This window comes from Clostridium weizhouense, from assembly GCF_019431045.1.
In the GTDB taxonomy this organism is placed as follows: Bacteria; Bacillota; Clostridia; order Clostridiales; family Clostridiaceae; genus Clostridium; species Clostridium weizhouense.
Window position 1 is genome coordinate 157,661 of the sequence record NZ_JAHXPT010000010.1, and the last position, 19,137, is coordinate 176,797.

Annotated in this window: 13 protein-coding genes; all 13 read left to right on the forward strand. The window is 27.0% G+C overall.

Annotated elements, in window-relative coordinates:
* The first annotated feature begins 169 nt into the window (after window positions 1–169).
* The 13 genes from KYD98_RS12940 (at window position 170) to KYD98_RS13000 (ending at window position 18,862) form a co-directional block, all read left to right on the forward strand.
* Complete coding sequence (locus tag KYD98_RS12940; protein WP_219780467.1) at window positions 170–829, forward strand: class I SAM-dependent methyltransferase; 660 nt, start codon at window positions 170–172, stop codon at window positions 827–829.
* Between the two features lie 98 nt (window positions 830–927).
* Window positions 928–3,504, forward strand: coding sequence for a DEAD/DEAH box helicase family protein (locus KYD98_RS12945; protein ID WP_219780491.1), 2,577 nt, complete (start codon window positions 928–930; stop codon window positions 3,502–3,504).
* A 42-nt stretch (window positions 3,505–3,546) separates the two neighbouring features.
* Entirely contained in the window at window positions 3,547–3,858 is a 312-nt protein-coding gene (locus KYD98_RS12950; RefSeq protein ID WP_219780468.1) for a nucleoside triphosphate pyrophosphohydrolase, read from the forward strand.
* 4 nt (window positions 3,859–3,862) lie between these two features.
* A complete protein-coding gene (locus KYD98_RS12955) occupies window positions 3,863–4,045 on the forward strand; it encodes a hypothetical protein (RefSeq protein WP_219780469.1) in 183 nt (60 codons plus the stop codon).
* The gene (locus KYD98_RS12960; RefSeq protein ID WP_219780470.1) at window positions 4,027–4,947 is read left to right on the forward strand and encodes a DUF5655 domain-containing protein; all 921 of its coding nucleotides are present in this window, start codon (window positions 4,027–4,029) and stop codon (window positions 4,945–4,947) included. Before KYD98_RS12955 ends, KYD98_RS12960 begins: the two co-directional genes overlap by 19 nt.
* A gap of 480 nt (window positions 4,948–5,427) precedes the next feature.
* Complete coding sequence (locus tag KYD98_RS12965; protein WP_219780471.1) at window positions 5,428–5,673, forward strand: potassium channel family protein; 246 nt, start codon at window positions 5,428–5,430, stop codon at window positions 5,671–5,673.
* 171 nt (window positions 5,674–5,844) lie between these two features.
* Window positions 5,845–9,102, forward strand: coding sequence for a type I restriction-modification system endonuclease (gene hsdR / locus KYD98_RS12970; protein WP_219780472.1), 3,258 nt, complete (start codon window positions 5,845–5,847; stop codon window positions 9,100–9,102).
* A gap of 17 nt (window positions 9,103–9,119) precedes the next feature.
* On the forward strand, window positions 9,120–9,854 hold the full coding sequence (locus KYD98_RS12975) for a Fic family protein (RefSeq protein ID WP_219780473.1): 735 nt from the start codon (window positions 9,120–9,122) through the stop codon (window positions 9,852–9,854).
* Window positions 9,855–9,908: 54 nt separating this feature from the next.
* Entirely contained in the window at window positions 9,909–11,330 is a 1,422-nt protein-coding gene (locus KYD98_RS12980) for a class I SAM-dependent DNA methyltransferase (protein ID WP_219780474.1), read from the forward strand.
* Complete coding sequence (locus KYD98_RS12985) at window positions 11,330–12,673, forward strand: restriction endonuclease subunit S (protein WP_219780475.1); 1,344 nt, start codon at window positions 11,330–11,332, stop codon at window positions 12,671–12,673. Before KYD98_RS12980 ends, KYD98_RS12985 begins: the two co-directional genes overlap by 1 nt.
* Before the next feature lie 57 nt (window positions 12,674–12,730).
* The gene (locus KYD98_RS12990) at window positions 12,731–14,827 is read left to right on the forward strand and encodes a RecQ family ATP-dependent DNA helicase (RefSeq protein ID WP_258049808.1); all 2,097 of its coding nucleotides are present in this window, start codon (window positions 12,731–12,733) and stop codon (window positions 14,825–14,827) included.
* 2 nt (window positions 14,828–14,829) lie between these two features.
* Window positions 14,830–16,119, forward strand: a complete 1,290-nt coding sequence (locus KYD98_RS12995; RefSeq protein WP_219780476.1) for a DNA-processing protein DprA — start codon at window positions 14,830–14,832, stop codon at window positions 16,117–16,119.
* 259 nt (window positions 16,120–16,378) lie between these two features.
* Window positions 16,379–18,862: a hypothetical protein gene (locus KYD98_RS13000; protein ID WP_219780477.1), complete on the forward strand. Its 2,484-nt coding sequence runs from the start codon at window positions 16,379–16,381 to the stop codon at window positions 18,860–18,862.
* Window positions 18,863–19,137: the final 275 nt, after the last annotated feature.

Genomic DNA, 19,137 nt, shown 5'->3' on the forward strand with positions numbered 1-19,137 from the left:
GTATTATAAGTACCACCTAAAGAATAAAAAATGATCATATGCCGCACCATTATTCCTGCACTACGTTTGGAAAGGGTACATGGCTAAAAAAAATCGACGCTCCACAGTCGCTTAGCGATTTTTTTATGGTAAAATATGATTAAAAAATAAATATAATAAGGAGAACCTTATGCAAAGTAATAATAAATACTGGAATGAAGTTTATAAAAATATTAAGAATAAAGATATCATATTTGATTTATGGTTAGACAAATTTCAAGATATATTAGAAAAACATAAAAATGATGTAATACTTGATTTAGGATGCGGAAGTGGAGCTGATTCATTATATTTAATAGAAAGAGGATATAAAAATATAATAGCTTGTGATAATAGTGAAGAAGCATTAGAAGTTGTAAAAAAGAATATTCCTGATGTAAAGGTGCTAAATGTTGATGTTTCATATAATATACCTTTTGAAAATGAAAGTATTGGTATGATAATAGCTGATTTATCATTACATTATTTTAATGAAAAAACTACAAAAAACATATTAAAGGAAATAAAGAGGATACTTAAAGATGATGCTGTTTTAATATGTAGAGTTAATTCTTTAAATGATTTTAACTATGGATCAAATAAAGGAAAAGAAATAGAAAAGCATTTTTATTTAACTAATGCTGGATATAAGAGATTTTTTAATGAAGATGATATAAAGTATTTTTTTAGTGATTGGAAACTTAAATATTGTAAAGAAGATAAGATGTGTAGGTATGGAGCGGAAAAAAGATCTTTTGAAGTGGTTGTTGTTAAAAGAAATATTTATAATAGTGAAATAGAGTCTATGTAATTTAGACTCTTATTTTTTTATAAATTTAAAATAATAAAACATAATATTGTGGTAAAATATTCTTATAATAATATAAATCAGGTGATTTGGTGAATAAAATAGAAAAATACTATAATTTAGAAGATTTTAATGGAAATATAGGTTTTAAAGAAACTATACAAAATAGTAAAGGTACATATAATTCCATAACAGGTGATAAAAATTATTTTTATTATAGATTAAAGGATAGTTTTAAAAAAGCAAATAAGATTGACGTAATAGTTTCTTTTCTGATGGATTCTGGTGTTAAGCTTATTTTAAATGATTTAAAGGAAGCAATAGATAGAGGGGTTAGTATTAGAATTCTAACAGGAAGTTATTTGAATATTACATCTCCAACAGCTCTTTATATGCTTAAAAGGGAGCTTAAGGATAAATTTGATTTAAGATTTTATAATGTACCATACAGATCATTTCATCCAAAGTCATATATGTTCCATAATGAAGATGATAGTGAAATTTATATAGGATCATCTAATATTTCAAGGGGAGCTTTAACTGATTCTATTGAATGGAACTATAGATTTTTACGTTCTCAAAATCCAAATGACTTTAAGGAATTTTATAGTACATTTGAAGATTTGTTTAATAATCATTCTGTAATTATTAATGATGAAGTAATGAAACAATATTCAGAGAGTTGGAAAAGACCACGGATTTATAAGGATATAGATAAGGCTAAGGAAGAAGAAACTAAAACTAAAGGAAATATTTATATAAATAATAAGGATGAAAAAAATTCAATTGCAAATGATAATAATGAAGAAATAAATCCTAAAGACATTGAAAAAGATAATTTAATACAATTATTTGAACCTAGAGGAGCACAGATAGAAGCCTTATATGCTTTAGAAAATTCCAGAGAAGAAGGTTTTGACAAAGCGTTAATTGTTGCAGCTACTGGAATTGGAAAAACTTATTTAGGAGCCTTTGATTCTATAAAAGCGAGTAAGATTTTATTTGTTGCTCATAGAGAAGAAATAATTAAACAAGCGGCTGTAAGTTTTAAGAATGTTAGAAAGAGTGATGATATAGGATTCTTTTATAACAATACTAAGGATAATAATAAGTCAATGATTTTTGCATTGGTACAAACCTTAGGTAAAGATGACTATTTAAATGAAGCTTATTTTAAGAAAGACTATTTTGATTACATAATAATAGATGAATTTCATCATGCAGTATCTAGTAACTACAGAAAAATCCTAGATTATTTTACTCCAAAGTTTATGCTTGGATTAACTGCAACACCTGAAAGACTTGATAATAAAGATGTATTTTCACTTTGTGATTATAATACTGTTTATGAAATAAGGGTTAATGATGCAATAAATAAAGGATATCTTGTTCCGTTTAGATATTATGGAATTTATGATGAAACTGTAAATTATGAGGATGTAGAATTCAAAAATGGTAAGTATAATGATAAAGAATTAGAAGATGCTTTAATGCTTAATAGAAGAGGAGAACTTATTCTAAACCATTATAAAAAGTATAATTCAAATAAATCACTAGGCTTTTGTACATCAAAGAAACATGCAGAATATATGGCAAAATACTTTACTGAAAAGGGAATAAGTGCAGTAGCAGTATACAGCGGAGAAAATGGAGAATACTGTGCAAATAGAAATGATGCATTAAACAAATTGACTAAGGGAGAAATAAAAGTAATATTTTCAGTTGATATGTTTAATGAAGGATTAGATATACCTTCAATAGATATGGTAATGTTCTTAAGACCAACACAATCTCCAACAGTATTCTTGCAACAACTAGGAAGAGGACTTAGAAAATATAAAGAAAAGAAATACTTAAATGTACTTGATTTTATAGGTAACTATAAAAAAGCAGATCTTTTACCATTCTTATTAAGTGGCAAACAATATTCAAGAGTTGAATCTAAAAGAGGAATACCTAATGAAGAAGAATATCCAGAAGATTGTAGAGTAGACTTTGACTTTAGATTAGTGGATATATTTAAGAAACTAGCCTCAAAAGAAATGAATATCAAAGATAAGATTAAAGAAGAATTTTTAAGAATTAAAGATGAACTAGGACATAGACCTTCAAGAGTGGAATTATTCACTTATATGGATGATGATATTTATTCAAATATGAGAAATAAGTCAAAAGTCAATGTATTTAATGATTACATGAGTTTTTTAAGAAACTTAGGAGAGTTAATAGAAGAAGAAAACAGTATGAATTCTTTAGCATATGAATTTATAAACATGTTAGAAACTACTTCAATGAGTAAAACCTATAAGATGCCAATACTTTTAGCTTTCTATAATGAAGGAAATTTAAAAATAAGAATAGATAATGATGATATTTATAAAAGTTTTAAAGAATTTTACTCAAAACCTTCTAATGGGATAGATATGTTAAAACATAAAAGTACAGCAGATTTTAAAAACTGGGATAAAGAAAAGTATATAAAGCTTGCAAAAGATAATCCAGTAAAATTTTTATCAAAAACTCATAGTAAGTTCTTTTATATAGATGGTGAAGATTTTTGCTTAGTTGAAGAACTTTTACAGTTTAAAAATAACAAAAGCTTTATGGAACATTTTAGAGATGCAATAGAATATAGGACTATGCAATATTATAAAAATAGATTTGAACAAAAGAAGTAATTAAAAAAATAGATGTATTAATTTCAAAAGGAGCAGATGTCTATGAAGACTTACAATAAACTTGTTAGAGATAGAATTCCAGAGATAATAAAAGCAAATGGTAAGAAATGTGATATTAGAATAGCTAAAGGAGAAGAGAAAAGTGAGCTTCTAGAAAAAAAGCTTATGGAAGAAGTAAATGAATACCTAGAAGCAAAAAACTTAGAAGAACTTGCTGATGTTATGGAAGTATTAATTGGACTTGCAAATGATTTGGGATATTGTGAAGAGGATTTGATGAGAAAAAGAGAAGAAAAGAAAGAGGAACGTGGTGGATTTGGTGATGGGATAGTTTTGGAGAAGGTATATTGTTAGGTAAATGTTAATTGAAGAGGTTTTTTATAAAGTAGAGGTAGAAAAGTTATTAATAAATATGAATGCTACATTAAAAAATCTAATTAATTTAATAACGTTAACGAGAGATTATGATATTTTTTATAATGAAATAAAAGATGTTAACTTAATAAAAGTAGGAGAAAATATATGTTTTTATACAATATAAATGGAGAAAAGCTAGAAGAAATAAGAGAAATTCCTTTTAAAAAGGAAATAGAATTACATAAATTATGTGAAAGTAATTTAGAAAAAATATTTGGATTAAAGTTTGTTAAAAGAGAATTTTCTTTTAATAACTTTAGATTAGATACTTTGGCCTTTGATGAAAGTAGTAAAGCTTTTGTAATAATTGAGTATAAGAATATACGTAGTCTTAGTGTTATAGATCAAGGATATGCTTATTTATCATTACTTCTAAATAATAAAGCAGATTTTATACTTGAATACAATGAAAATTGCAATACTACTTTAAAGAGAGATGATGTTGATTGGTCACAATCAAGAGTTATATTTGTATCACCAGCATTTAATAACTATCAAAAGGAGTCAATTAATTTTAAAGATTTACCTTTTGAATTGTGGGAAGTTAAGAAATTTTCAAATAATACTGTTTATTTTAATGCTATAAAACCATCTAAAATATCTGAATCCATAAAAACCATAACAACATCAAATGAAGGAGCTAGTCTTGTTAATAAAGAAGTAATGGTATATACAGAAGACGACCATTTTAAAAATTCATCAGAAGATATTATTGATTTATATAACAAGATTAAAGAATTTATATTTTCATTAAATGATAACATAACCATAAAAGCTAAGAAATTAGAAATAGGTTTCGTATATAATAATAAAATTATGATTGATATTCATTTGCAAAGGAGAGCGTTAAAACTTTGGTTAAACACTAAAATAGGTACTATAGATGATTCTAAAAATATTGCAAAAGATATGTCAAATACAGGTCATTGGGGAAATGGAGATTATGAAATTCAAATATTTGATGATGAAGAACTTGAGTATATTTTTAGTTTAATAAAGCAGGTTTATAAGATAAAAAGTAATTAGATTATTAATATACCAATTAGAAAGAAGACTTACCTTCTTAAAAATAGTGTATTTTAGTAATAATTTATGTAATGTAGACTTTTATTTATGTTGAAGTATAGTTATATAATGTATTTCTTTTTTGGTATACCTTCATTAATTATAATTAAACTCAGTGAGTATATTAGTAACATTAAAAATAACAAAGCTAGCAAAGAACTAACACTTAGTTTCATATGTACATTTGTATATAGTTTTTTTTTGATATTTTTAAAAGATGAAATAGTTAAACATTATTATTTCGTTTTCTTTGGTCTTACAATAAATTATATATTAAATCTTGATTTATTAATAAATATTACAATAAATCCATTCTATTTTATTAGTGATGAGAGTATAAATTATGACATTGAAGAGAATAAAGAAATTTTAAAAAATATATGGATTGGTGCACTATTTCTATTGTTTATAATAATAATAAACTTATTGTTAGGAGTATTAATGATTTATAACATAAATGGTGAGGCTTATCTTTGCTCAGTTACAACAAATGAAATTGGTATATTGGACTTATTTTATTATACCATCGTTACATTTACTACAATAGGTTATGGAGATATAGTCCCCAATGCCCCTGAAAGTAAAGTAATGGCAATAATTATTGCTTTTACAAGTGTAATTTGTCTAATAATATTTATAAGTTCAATTCTATCTGCAAAAAGTAATTTTAAAAAGAAATTAAAATAAATAATAATATTAGTTCATATTTTGGTTTTTATTAAATTAAGCTTTTAATTTTTTAGAGGAGATATGTACAGGTTATGCTTACTAATAAAAACATATGTGAAGTATTTTTAATATAGAGTATAATATAACTATGTTATATTATGGCTATATATGAAAAGAGAGGAAGATTGGATGAGTAATTTTGCTTTTTTAAAAGAAAAGTGGTCTATACTTGAAAACTTAGGAAAGCTAGCAGAGAGAAACCTTTATATAGATTCAAATACTACATTTATTAAGTGTGGTATGTTTGGGGAAATTGTGGTTCAGTTTATGTTTTCTATGGAAGAGATTGATGACACATTAATATCTCATGACAATAATCATAACAATAGAATTAAGCTATTAAAGAAGGAAGATTTAATTCCTGAGGATATTGATAATATACTTCATTTGCTTAGAATAAAGAGAAATAGTGCAGCACATAGTGGATATGAGGATGTTGAAAAAGCAAAGGTTCAATTAGAGTTGACATTTAAATTAGCTATTTGGTTTATGCAGACTTATGGAGATTGGAGTTTTGAGCCTAAAGCTTTTGAGATGCCACAGGAAAATGAATATGGTGAAAATGTTAATGACATAACGAAGGAATACGAAGAAAAGTACAAAGCTTTAGAAAAAGAACTTAATGCTTTAAAAGCTCAAGAAAAAGACAAGGAAGAGTTAGAAAAGCGTAAAGAACAAGGGAAGAAAGCTAGTAGAAAGATTGAATTAAGTGAAGCAGAAACAAGAAGAATAATAGATGCACAGCTTCAAGGAGCTGGGTGGGAAGCTGATACTGTTAATCTTAGATATTCAAAGGGGACAAGACCTCAAAAGGGAAGAAATTTAGCTATTTCTGAATGGCCAACTTATTCAAAGGATAAAGGTAATGGAGCAGTTGATTATGCTTTATTTATTGGTGAAAGATTAGTAGGATTTATAGAAGCTAAGAAATATTCTAAAGATGTTGCAGGAACTATGGTTGAAACTAAAGTTTATGCTGAAGGCGTAAAGGAAGAGCATGAAGATTATGTAGTTTCTAAATGGAATAATTATAAAGTACCATTTTTATTTGCTACAAATGGCAGAAAGTACATAAGAGAGATTGAAGAAAAGAGTGGAGTTCATTTTTTAGATTGCAGAAATTCAAGGAATAATAAAAAAGTGCTTCAAGGGTGGTATTCACCAGAAAAACTTGAAGTAATGCTTGAAGAAAATGTTGAAGAAGCAAATAAAACTTTAGATGAATTATCCTTTGAATTTTTACAATCAGAAAATAGTATAGGTCTTAGATATTATCAAGTTGAAGCTATAAAAGCAGTAGAAAAAGCTATTATAGAAGGAAAAGAAACAGCTTTAATAACTATGGCAACTGGAACAGGTAAAACAAGAACAGTTTTAGGATTAATATATAGATTACTTAAGACTAATAGATATAGAAGAATTTTATTTTTAGTTGATAGAACTTCACTTGGAGATCAAGCTTTAGATACATTTAAGGAAGTTAAGATAGAAGATTTAAAAACATTAAATCAAATATATAATATTAATGGTCTAGATGAAAAACTTATTGATAAAGAAACAAAAATTCATATAGCTACTGTACAAGCTATGGTTAAAAGAATTATGTACAATGAAGATGAAACTAATGTGCCTTCTGTTGGTGATTATGATTGTATAATAATTGATGAAGCTCACAGGGGTTATACTTTAGATAAAGAAATGACTGGTGAAGAGGTTGAATGGAGAGATAATAGAGATTTTTTAAGTAAGTATAAGAAAGTAATAGAATATTTTGATGCTTTCAAGGTTGCACTTACAGCTACACCAGCACTTCATACAACAGTGATATTTGGAAAGCCTGTATATAACTATAGTTATAGAGAGGCTGTTATAGATGGATATCTTGTAGATCATGAACCACCTCATCTTATAGAAACAGAGCTTACTCGTGAGGGGGTTCATTATAATAAAGGTGATAAAGTGGCAAAATATAATAAGTTTACTGGTGAGCTTATTAATGGAGCAGAATTAGAAGATGATGTAGATTTTGAAATAGATCAATTTAATAAAAAAGTAATTATAGAATCACATACAAAAGCTGCATTAGAAGAAATAGCAAAATATATTGATCCTGAAAATGATGAAGGAAAGACTTTAATATTTGCAGCAAGTGATGCTCATGCAGATATGATAGTTAGATTATTAAAAGACATTTTTAGAGAAACTATAGGTGGAGTAGATGATGATTCTATTTTAAAGATAACAGGATCTATAAAAGATGCAGACTTAGCTATTAAAAAGTTTAAAAATGAGAGATATCCAAATGTTGCGGTTACAGTTGACTTATTATCTACAGGGATTGATGTACCTAGAATTGATAAAATAGTATTTTTAAGAAGAGTAAAGTCAAGAATACTTTATGAGCAAATGCTAGGTAGAGCAACTCGTCTTTGTGATGAAATAAATAAAACTCATTTTGAAATATTTGACTGTGTAAGACTTTATGAAGCACTTCAAGATATGACAAATATGAAGCCAATTGCAGCTACTGCAAATACAACTTTTAAAGTCTTGAAGGAAACATTAGAGAGAACAGAGAGTAGTGAAGAAAAAGAAGCAGCTATAAATAAAGTAATAGCAAAAATGCAAAGAAAAAAGAAATTAATAGATGAAAATGAAAGATTAATATTCAAAAGTCTTTGTAATGATAAAACTCCTGAAGAATTTATAAAGGAACTTAAAGAATTTGATACAGATGAAGCTGCTAAAGAGATAATCAGAAATAATGCATTAATTGAATACTTAGATGAAAAGTATAGAAATGATGAAATTATAATTGTTTCAGATAAAGAAGATAAAGTAGTATCACATACAAGAGGATATGGTAAAGGCAAAAAGCCAGAAGATTATATTGAAGAGTTTAAAAAATATATTGAGGAAAATAAAAATACAATTCAAGCTTTAGAAGTTGTTTGTACAAGACCACAGGATTTAACTAAGGAAACGCTAAAACAGCTTAAAGCTATATTAGATAACAATGGATTTAATGAAGAATATTTAAAAACAGCTTGGAAAGACTTAAAAAATGAAGAAATAGTAGCAGATATTATTGCATTTATAAGACAACAAGCTTTAGGAAGTCCACTAGAATCTAATGAGGAAAGAGTAAAAAGAGCAATTACAAAAATAAAAAGAGAATATTATTTAACAAAGCCTCAAGAAAATTGGATTAATAGAATAGAAAAGGTAATGCTAAAAGAAGTGGTAATAGATAAAGAAACTTTAGATACTGGAAGCTTTAAGACTCAAGGTGGCGGATTTGACAGACTTAATGAAAAATTGTTTAATGGTAATCTAGGAGAAATAATAACAAAGCTAAAAAAATATATGTTTGAAAAGATTGGATAAAGCGTAGGTGATGAATTATGTTTGAAAATATAGATAGTAAAAAATCTATTTTGGATAGTAAAAGACCTTTAAAAAAAGAAGTTTTAGATAATTTAAAAAGATACTTTGATGTAGAACTGACTTATAATTCTAATGCAATAGAAGGAAATACTTTAACTGTAACTGAAACTAAAGTTATTTTAGAAGATGGAATTACTATAGGTAAAGGAAAAACATTAAGAGAACATTTAGAGGTTATAAATCATAAGGAAGCAATAGATTATATTGATGATATTGTAAGCAAGGACATTGATATTTCTGAAAGAGTAATTAAAGATTTACATTATATAATATTAAAAAGTATTAATTCTAAAGGAGCTGGAGAGTATAGAACTACAAATGTTCTTATAAGTGGTAGCAGTCATAGACCAGTAGAACATATTTTAGTACCTGAAAAAATGAAAGAGCTTGTTGAATGGTATAAAGATAATAAGGAAAAATTGCATCCAATAGAATTAGCAGCAGAATTTCATTTTAGATATGTATATATACATCCTTTTATTGATGGCAATGGCAGAAGCGCAAGACTTCTTATGAATTTAATTCTTATGAGAAGTGGTTATCCAATATCAGTTATTAAGAATGAAGATAGAGATGAATATATGAAAGCTTTAGAAATAGCAAGTACAACAGAAAATACAAAAGATTTTATAAATATGGTAGCTAGTGCTGTAGATAAAAGCTTAGATACTTATTTATATATTGTACAATAATTAAAAAGACTGAATTTTAAAATTACAAAAAAGCAATTAGAATGGAGAACTTAAATGAATACACAAGAAATAGTAAGTAAACTTTGGAACCTTTGTAATGTATTAAGAGATGATGGAATAACTTATCATCAATATGTAACAGAATTAACTTATATCCTTTTCTTAAAGATGGCAAAGGAAACAGGAGCAGAAGAAAAATTGCCACAAGGATATAAATGGAATGATTTAAAATCTAAAAGTGGAATAGAACTTAAAACTTTCTATAAAGAGTTATTAAATCATTTAGGAGAAGAAACTACAGGTACAGTACAACAAATATATCAAGGTTCAGCTACTAATATTGATGAACCAAAGAACTTAGAAAAAATAATTACAACTATAGATGGATTAGATTGGTACTCAGCTAAAGAAGAAGGTCTTGGTAATCTTTATGAAGGATTATTAGAAAAGAATGCATCAGAAAAGAAATCAGGAGCAGGACAATACTTTACACCAAGAGTATTAATTGATGTAATGGTTAAATTAATAGATCCAAAACCAGGTGAAAAATGTAATGACCCAGCAGCAGGAACATTTGGATTTATGATTGCAGCAGATCACTATTTAAAAGAAAAAACAGATAATTATTTTGATTTAGATACAGACTTAGCAGAATTCCAAAGAACTAAAGCTTTTTCAGGATGTGAGTTAGTTCATGAAACTCATAGATTAGCTCTTATGAATGCTATGCTTCATGATATAGAAGGAAACATAATCCTTGGAGATACATTAACTAATTTAGGAAAACAAATGAAAGATTTAGATGTAGTTCTTTCAAACCCACCTTTTGGAACTAAAAAAGGGGGAGAAAGAGCTAATCGTGATGACTTAACTTTCATGACATCAAATAAGCAATTAAATTTCTTACAACATATATATAGAAGCTTAAAAGCAGATGGAAAAGCAAGAGCAGCAGTAGTATTACCTGATAATGTTTTATTCCAAGAAGGTGACGGAACAAAAATAAGAGAAGACTTAATGGATAAATGTAATCTACATACAATATTAAGACTTCCAACAGGAATCTTCTATGCTCAAGGAGTTAAGACTAATGTATTATTCTTTACAAGAGGAACTTCAGATAAGGAAAATACAAAAGAAGTATGGTTCTACGATTTAAGAACTAATATGCCAAACTTCGGTAAAACAAATCCATTAAAAGAATCAAATTTTGATGATTTCATAAAAGCTTATACTGCTGAAAATAGAGAATCAGTACAAGATGAAAGATGGAATAAATTAACTAGGGAACAAATCAAAGAAAAGAATGATAACTTAGATTTAGGACTTATAAAAGATGATTCAGTCTTAGATTACGAAGACTTACCAGATCCAATAGAAAGTGCAGAAGAAGCAGTAGCAAAGCTTGAAGAAGCAACTGACTTACTTATGAGTGTTATTAAAGAATTAAAAGCTCTTGAAAGTGAGGATAAGTAATGGCTAAGAAGAAAATGACGTTGGAAGAAAAGATAGAAGAGGCTGTTGTTACGGATGTGCCTTATGAAGTGCCGGGGAATTGGATTAATGTAAAGTTAGGTGCAGTAGCAAAATGGGGTTCTGGCGGAACTCCATCTAGAAAGCACTCAGAATATTATGATGGTGAAATTCCTTGGATAAAAACTGGTGAATTGAATAATGGATATATTTATGATTCAGAAGAAAAAATTACTCATGAAGCAATAAATAAATCAAGTGCAAAAATATTTAAAAAAGGTTCAGTTTTAATAGCTATGTATGGGGCAACAATTGGAAAAGTAGCAATACTTGGAGTTGATGCTACTACGAATCAAGCTTGTGCAGCTGCCGAATGTTATGAAGTAGTTAACAATAAATTTTTATTTTATTACCTATTGTCACAAAAAGAGAATTTTATTGATTTAGGAAAAGGTGGAGCACAACCGAATATCTCTCAAGCAATAATTAAGGAATACACCATACCGTTACCAACATTAAAGGAACAACATAGAATTGTTAATAGAATAGAAAATCTTTTTGAAAAGTTAGATAAGGCTAAGGAATTAATTGAAGAGGCTAGAGACGGATTTGAGAAGAGGAAGGCTGCTATTTTGGAGAAGGCTTTTAGGGGAGAGTTAACTAATGATTATAGAATGAAAAATAATATGGCATATAATTGGAGTTTAAATAAGCTCAAAAATGTAGCAAAGATTACTTCAGGAGGAACTCCTTCAAGAAAAAGACCAGAATATTTTGAAGGAGAAATTCCTTGGATAAAAACTGGTGAAATAATTTGGAGTCATATTTATGATTCAGAAGAGCATATAACCCAAGAGGCAATAGATAATAGTTCGGCAAAATTAATACCAAGTGGATCAGTTCTTGTTGCTATGTATGGTCAGGGATTAACTAGAGGAAGAGCGGCTATTTTATTAGGGGAAGCTTGCACTAATCAAGCTGTTTGTGCATTAATTCCTACTGAAAAAATACGAGCAAGATATTTATATTATTACTTTATGAAAAATTATTGGAATTTTAGACAATTAGCTAAGGGTGGAAATCAAGAAAATCTAAGTGGTAAGGTCATTGGTGAATTTGAAATTGAAATTCCATCTGTTGAAGAACAAAAGGAAATAGTGAGAATTTTAGATAAGTTTTTAGAAGAAGAATCTAAAATAGATGAACTTACTCAATTAGAAGAACAAATTGAATTAATAAAGAAATCAATTTTAGCAAAAGCTTTTAGAGGGGAACTTGGAACTAATTGTGAAGATGAGGAAAGTGCTTTGGAGTTGTTGAAGGAAATATTAAGTAAAGATATATAAATGATGATTAAATATGTAATAAGCAATCAATTATAAATATATAAAGGGGTATGGCAGATGGAAATGAAAAAATATGGTGAAAAATTACTTGAAGAAATGATAGGTCCTAATGCAAAATTTCATGATGGTCAGTGGGAAGCTATAGAAAATGCATTAAATAATAAAAGAACATTAGTAATTCAAAAAACAGGATGGGGAAAAAGTATAGTATATTTTCTTGCATCAAAATTGATTAAGGAAAAAAGAGGTGGAGTTACTATTTTAGTGAGTCCTCTTTTATCATTGATGAGAAATCAGATTGAATCTGCAGAAAAAATAGGAATACGTGCATTAACTATAAATAGTGAGAATGAAGATGAATGGGAATCAATAGAAGATTCGATAATTAAAGGAACTTGTGAGATAATACTTATATCACCTGAAAGGCTTGCTAATAAAGATTTTATTGATAGAGTAATTCCTATGATAAAAGATGGGATAAACATGATTGTTGTTGATGAAGCACATTGTATTTCTGATTGGGGGCATGATTTCAGACCTAATTATAGTAGAATAGTTGATGTTATAAGAGTATTGCCTCCAAGTGTTCCAATAATAGCAACTACAGCAACTGCAAATAAAAGAGTTGAAAAAGATATAAAAGCTCAGCTTGGTGATAACTTATTGACAATAAGAGGACCATTAATGAGAGAATCATTAAAAATACAAGTTATAAAATTGCCTAAACAAAGTGAAAGAATGGCATGGCTTATTGAAAATTTAAATAAAATTGATGGTTCGGGTATAATTTATTGTTCAACAACTAGGGATTGCAACAAAATTAGTGAATTTTTAAAAAGTAATGGTATCAATGCATTACCATATCATTCTAATCTGTCAAAAGATAATCATGAAAATAAAAAGTTAAGGGAAGAAAGAGAAAAGCTTTTAATAAATAATGAAGTTAAGATACTCGTATCAACAGTAGCACTTGGAATGGGCTTTGATAAAGGTGATTTATCATTTGTTATGCATTTTCAAATGCCTGGCAATATAATAAGATATTATCAGGAAATCGGAAGAGCTGGAAGAAAGCTAGATAATGCATATGCAATTTTACTGGTAGGTAATGAAGATCGTGATATTTCAGAATATTTTATTGAAAATGCATTTCCTAAGAGGGAACAATTAGAAACTGTATTAAATTTAATCGAAAACAGCGAAATGGGTTTAAGTGTATATGATCTTAAGAAATATGTTAATATGACACAAAGTGGAATAAAGAAATGTATTTCGCTTCTAGATTTAAATAAAATAATAGCTAAATATGGAACAAAGTATATTAGAACGCTAAATCCATATAATTATGATAATTTTAAAGTGGAAGAAGTTCTAAAAACTAGATATAGAGAGCTTCAATTAATGGATCAATATGTAGATACTAAAACATGTTATATGAAGTTCTTAGCCAATGAATTAGATGATGATACAGATGATAAATGCGGAAGATGTAGCAACTGCACAGGAAAAGAGTTCTTTTCATGTAAAGTTAGAATTGAAGATGTATTAAAAGCTGAAAGTTTCATTAAAAATAGAATTATAAAAATGAAAGTTAATAAACAATGGCCAGCAGGTGTGATAGATGAAAAAGCTAAAAAAATACCTTTAGAAGAACAAAATGAAATTGGAAGAGTTTTAGCTGATTATGGTGATTCAGGATATGGAATTATGATTGAAGAAGATAAGTATAAAAATAAATACTTTAGAGATGAACTTGTTGATGCTACAATAGAATTAATAAATAATAAGTGGGATGAATTAGATAAAATTGATTGCGTTGCAGCAGTTCCATCACTTAAAAGATCAGAGCTTGTAAAATCTTTTGCTAAAAGAGTTGCTGAAAAATTAAAAGTAGACTTTATTGATGTTATAATAAAACCTAAAGAGACAGAACAACAAAAAACTATGGAAAATTCAAATATGCAGGCAAAGAATGCATATAATGCTTTCTTAGTAACTGATGATATACATTATGAAAATGTATTACTCATAGATGATATGGTTGATTCAGGATGGACATTGACTGTATGTGGTGCTATGCTAAAGAAAAAAGGTGCAATTAAAGTATATCCATATGCGTTAGCGTCAACTGCTAAAAACGGAGGAGATGAATAATAATGAATAGCGGTAATTTAAATAAAGATAGTTTAGCTATTATGCTTTTATGCAGTAATTTAGCATTAAATTATAAAATTGATAAGATCAAACCTTTTACAGCTATTGAATGGAGCAAATTCGCTAAGATACTTTTGAATTCAAGCATAAAAAGACCAGCTAATTTATTTAATTTATCTAAAGAAGATTTAAAAGAACAATTATTTATAAATGATGATGAATGTGATAGAATAATAGCCTTATTATCTAAAGCAGGACAATTAAGTTTTGAAATAAATAATTTAAAAAATTTTGGAATAAATATAATAACAAGGGCAGATAAGGAATTTCCTAAAGTATTAAAAGAAAAGCTTAAGGATAAATGCCCTCCAGTAATATATTATTGTGGTGATATTTCTATATTGGATAATAAATTAATTGGAGTTGTTGGATCTAGAAATATTGATACTTATGGCTTAGAGTTTACTAAAAAAATAGCACATAAAATAGTTAAGGAAGGTTATTCATTAGTTTCAGGTGGAGCAAGAGGTGCTGACAGCATATCGCAAGAAGAAGTGCTTTTAACTGGTGGAAAAGTAGCCGCTTTTATTGCTGATAGCATGATTACAAAAATTAAGAAAAGAGAAATAAGGGAAGCAGTAATGAGTAATAATCTGCTTTTAATGAGTGCTATCAATCCTAAGAGTGGTTTTACTGTATACTCTGCTATGGATAGAAATAAGTATATATATTGTTTGTCTGATATAACAGTAGTTGTTTCTTCAGATTACAATAAAGGTGGAACATGGGCAGGAGCAACAGAAAACTTAAAGAATAATTGGGTTCCAATAGTTGTTAGATATGAAGAAAATATTCCTAAAGGTAATAATGAACTGATAAAATTAGGTGGAATTAAATTAGAAGCTTCTAATTTTGAATTACCATTTAAAGAATATAAAATAGAAGATAAGAATGTGGAAAAACCATATTATGAATATAATTTATTATCATTAGTTAATAATGAAAGAGCTGTTTCTAAAAACATTGCTGACAATGATAGTAAAATAAAAAAAGAAAATGAAACAATTGATATTGATAGGAAAAACATTTGTAATATAGATAAAAATAATTATGATGTATATGTGTTAATCGTAGATAAAATAAAAGAAGCATTAAAAATAGGGTTGTCATTGGATGAATTCAGAGAAAAGTTTCATGTTAATAAAAAACAGGCTAGTGATTGGCTTAATAGAGCGGTTGAGGATGGAGTAGTAAAAAAAATGAATAAACCAGTGAAATATAAAACAATATAAATTTCTATTTTGATGATACAAAGTAATATGAACGTTAATTTACTAATTGTTTTTGCATTAAATAAAAGTAGAGTTTGGTGTAGTATAAATAAAATGTGAAAATAGAAGCTCAACACAAAAAAGATATAGAAAATTATAAGTGGAATGTATTAAAAAAATTTAAGAACATTCCATTTTTATTTTACTAAAATCAATATAAATACATATACAAACGATTTCTTCAATAAAATAACATAGAATCAATATTTTATGAGGAAATATGAAAAAATTATTCTATAATCAAATCAAAGATTCTACTGAAGAAAGAGATGTTGAATTAGTTTACAAAAATAATATAAAAGCTCATTTTAAAAACTCAATTATAACATACCCATTTCAATGTGATGGTTACCTAGAAGAAAACTTAATGTATGATGATATAAGAAAAGTTTTAAGGCTTATAATGGAGTTTAAGTATGGACTAGATTTTAATATTCCTATTAATAGAGCTAAAGTTTTAGTTCAGGTAATCTTTTATTTAAAGCAATTTACTTTAAGAAAAAATAGAGAATATATGGACATGCCTAATGTAATTTTAGCTGGTGATAAGACTACGTGTTTTGTTATAAGTTCTAGTGATGTTGAATGTTATTTAGAAAGAAATTTAGATTGGAGTATAGCACCTTCAGATGCACCAACAAAGTATAAAGATTTAACTATTGAAATAAGTAATAATAAGTATATTAATCCTATTATTTTTAATATCAATAAGAGTTTAAAATTTGAACATGTAGTTAGAGATATCAAAAGATTAATACTTGAAATAAAAACAAAGTTTAAGGTTACAGAATCTAATATCTCAGAAACTTATGATTATTTTATAGAACGTATAATAAAAGATCCCTCTAATCATTCGGCATCTGATTTAGTTCAATGTTTTATTGATACAATACTTGGAGACGTAGAAATATCTCAAAAGAAGGATAGCAAATATATTGCTAAAAAAGACAAGCGTATAGAAATAGATTCTTATAGTTATAAGCAATTTGAAGAGGAATACTCTGTTAAATATTCTATAGAAGAAAAGAATAGTTTTATAGCTATAAAAGATAGATTAACTGAAGATACTAAAAGAAGATTTAATGGAGAATTTTTCACGCCTACTATATGGGTAAATGAAGCTCATAAACAATTAAATTATGTATTTGGTCAGAATTGGAAAGAAAAATATGTAGTGTGGGATTGTGCATGGGGCACTGGTAACTTAACAAGAGATTACTATTTTAAAGATTTATATTGTTCAACTTTAGATAAAATTGATCTTGAATTAGGAGATAATTATAATAGAAATTCTCAAAAATTTGTATATGACTTTTTAAATGACAATATAGAATTATTAACTACAAATAAAATAAATAACTCTTTAATGCCACAAGCATTATATGATGCATTACTTAAAAATAAAAAGATACTTCTGATTTTAAATCCACCATTTGGGGAAGGAAGTAATGGAAAGCAATCAGGCAAAAAAAGTAAAGATGGTATATCAAATACAAAAGTAAAATCAATGATGGAAAAGGAAGGTCTTAAAGATTCATCACAACAGCTATATATTCAATTTCTTTATAGAATACTAAAATTAAAACAAGTATTTAATTTAGATAATTTAAATATAGGAATTTTCACACCAACATTATTTCTAACTGGAGAAAGAAGTGAAAAATTTAGAGAGATTTTTCTGAAAAACTTTAAGTTTGAGAAAGGCATTGTATTTAATGCAAGTTATTTTTCTAATGTTTCTTCTGAGTGGGGAGTTGGATTTTCAATATGGACTACTGGAGAATGTAAAGAAAAGAATAACTTTAATTTTTTAGTTAAGGAAATGAGTGATAATGGTAAAATTGAAAGTACTAGAGAAAAATTAATATATAATTTGAATTACAAAGAAAGATTATCATCTTGGATTAAAAATAAGAAATCTAACAATAAAGCTGAAACTATAACATTAAAATCAGCTATAACTTTTGATACAAAAACAAGAATGGTAGATAAAGAAGCAATAGGATTTTTAATGAATGATTCTAATAATGTATATGCTAATACTCAGGGAGTGTATATATTATCTGCACCTGTTACAAGGCATGTAAAAACTACAACAATAACAAGAGAAAATTATAAACAATGTTGTTCTTTGTTTGCTGCAAGAAAATTAATAAAATCTAATTGGCTTAATCAAAAAGATAATTATATGATTCCTAATATTAATAATTCCAAATATAAAGAATATGAAAATGACAGTATAATATATTCTATTTTCTCAAATGCAGCTCAAGTTAGTTCCTTTAGAAATATAAAAATATATAATAAAGAGTGTGATATTATAAATCAAATGTTTTTTATGAGTATAAAAGAAATTCAAAATTTAGCTAATATAAATAATAATGAAACAATATATTATGATTGCAAAAGATATAGTAAAGAAAGATTTATATATACACAGTTTCAAGCACTTGAGCTTTCAGAAGAAGGAAAGTTAATATTAGAAACAGCAAAAAAATTAATAAGAGGAAGTTTTAAATACAGAGATGAATTTAATAAACTTCATCCCAAATATAATATAAATACTTGTGATGCAGGATGGTATCAAATAAAATTTATGTTAACACAGTATATGAACGAAGAATTAGAATTATTTGAAGATATGGTAAAGAGTTTAGAAGATAAAATGATCTCTTTAGTTTATGAACTGGGATTTTTGAAATAATTATAAAATCATAAATTAAAACTACCTTATATAAGATTTATCATGAGGTAGTTTTAATATTAATTTAACTTATATGAGAATGTGCCTTATAGAAGGAGCAAAAAAGAAAATTATCGTGAGTGTCAAAGAATTACCGCCGATATATGCTAATTAATATTTGCTAGAATTACAGATATCACAAGGGAGGTGGTTGTAATGGCTAGCAATAAAATTTTATTATAAGAATAAATCGAAAACCATAATAATCAATTTAATCAAGTATTATGGTTTTATTA

Coding starts and splice junctions, on each gene's coding strand:
- KYD98_RS12985 (WP_219780475.1), top strand. CDS start 11,330: ATGGCTAAGAAGAAAATGACGTTGGAAGAAAAGATAGAAGAGGCTGTT.
- KYD98_RS12940 (WP_219780467.1), top strand. CDS start 170: ATGCAAAGTAATAATAAATACTGGAATGAAGTTTATAAAAATATTAAG.
- KYD98_RS12960 (WP_219780470.1), top strand. CDS start 4,027: ATGTTTTTATACAATATAAATGGAGAAAAGCTAGAAGAAATAAGAGAA.
- KYD98_RS12975 (WP_219780473.1), top strand. CDS start 9,120: ATGTTTGAAAATATAGATAGTAAAAAATCTATTTTGGATAGTAAAAGA.
- KYD98_RS13000 (WP_219780477.1), top strand. CDS start 16,379: ATGAAAAAATTATTCTATAATCAAATCAAAGATTCTACTGAAGAAAGA.
- KYD98_RS12950 (WP_219780468.1), top strand. CDS start 3,547: ATGAAGACTTACAATAAACTTGTTAGAGATAGAATTCCAGAGATAATA.
- KYD98_RS12990 (WP_258049808.1), top strand. CDS start 12,731: ATGGAAATGAAAAAATATGGTGAAAAATTACTTGAAGAAATGATAGGT.
- hsdR (WP_219780472.1), top strand. CDS start 5,845: ATGAGTAATTTTGCTTTTTTAAAAGAAAAGTGGTCTATACTTGAAAAC.
- KYD98_RS12980 (WP_219780474.1), top strand. CDS start 9,909: ATGAATACACAAGAAATAGTAAGTAAACTTTGGAACCTTTGTAATGTA.
- KYD98_RS12995 (WP_219780476.1), top strand. CDS start 14,830: ATGAATAGCGGTAATTTAAATAAAGATAGTTTAGCTATTATGCTTTTA.
- KYD98_RS12965 (WP_219780471.1), top strand. CDS start 5,428: ATGATTTATAACATAAATGGTGAGGCTTATCTTTGCTCAGTTACAACA.
- KYD98_RS12955 (WP_219780469.1), top strand. CDS start 3,863: ATGTTAATTGAAGAGGTTTTTTATAAAGTAGAGGTAGAAAAGTTATTA.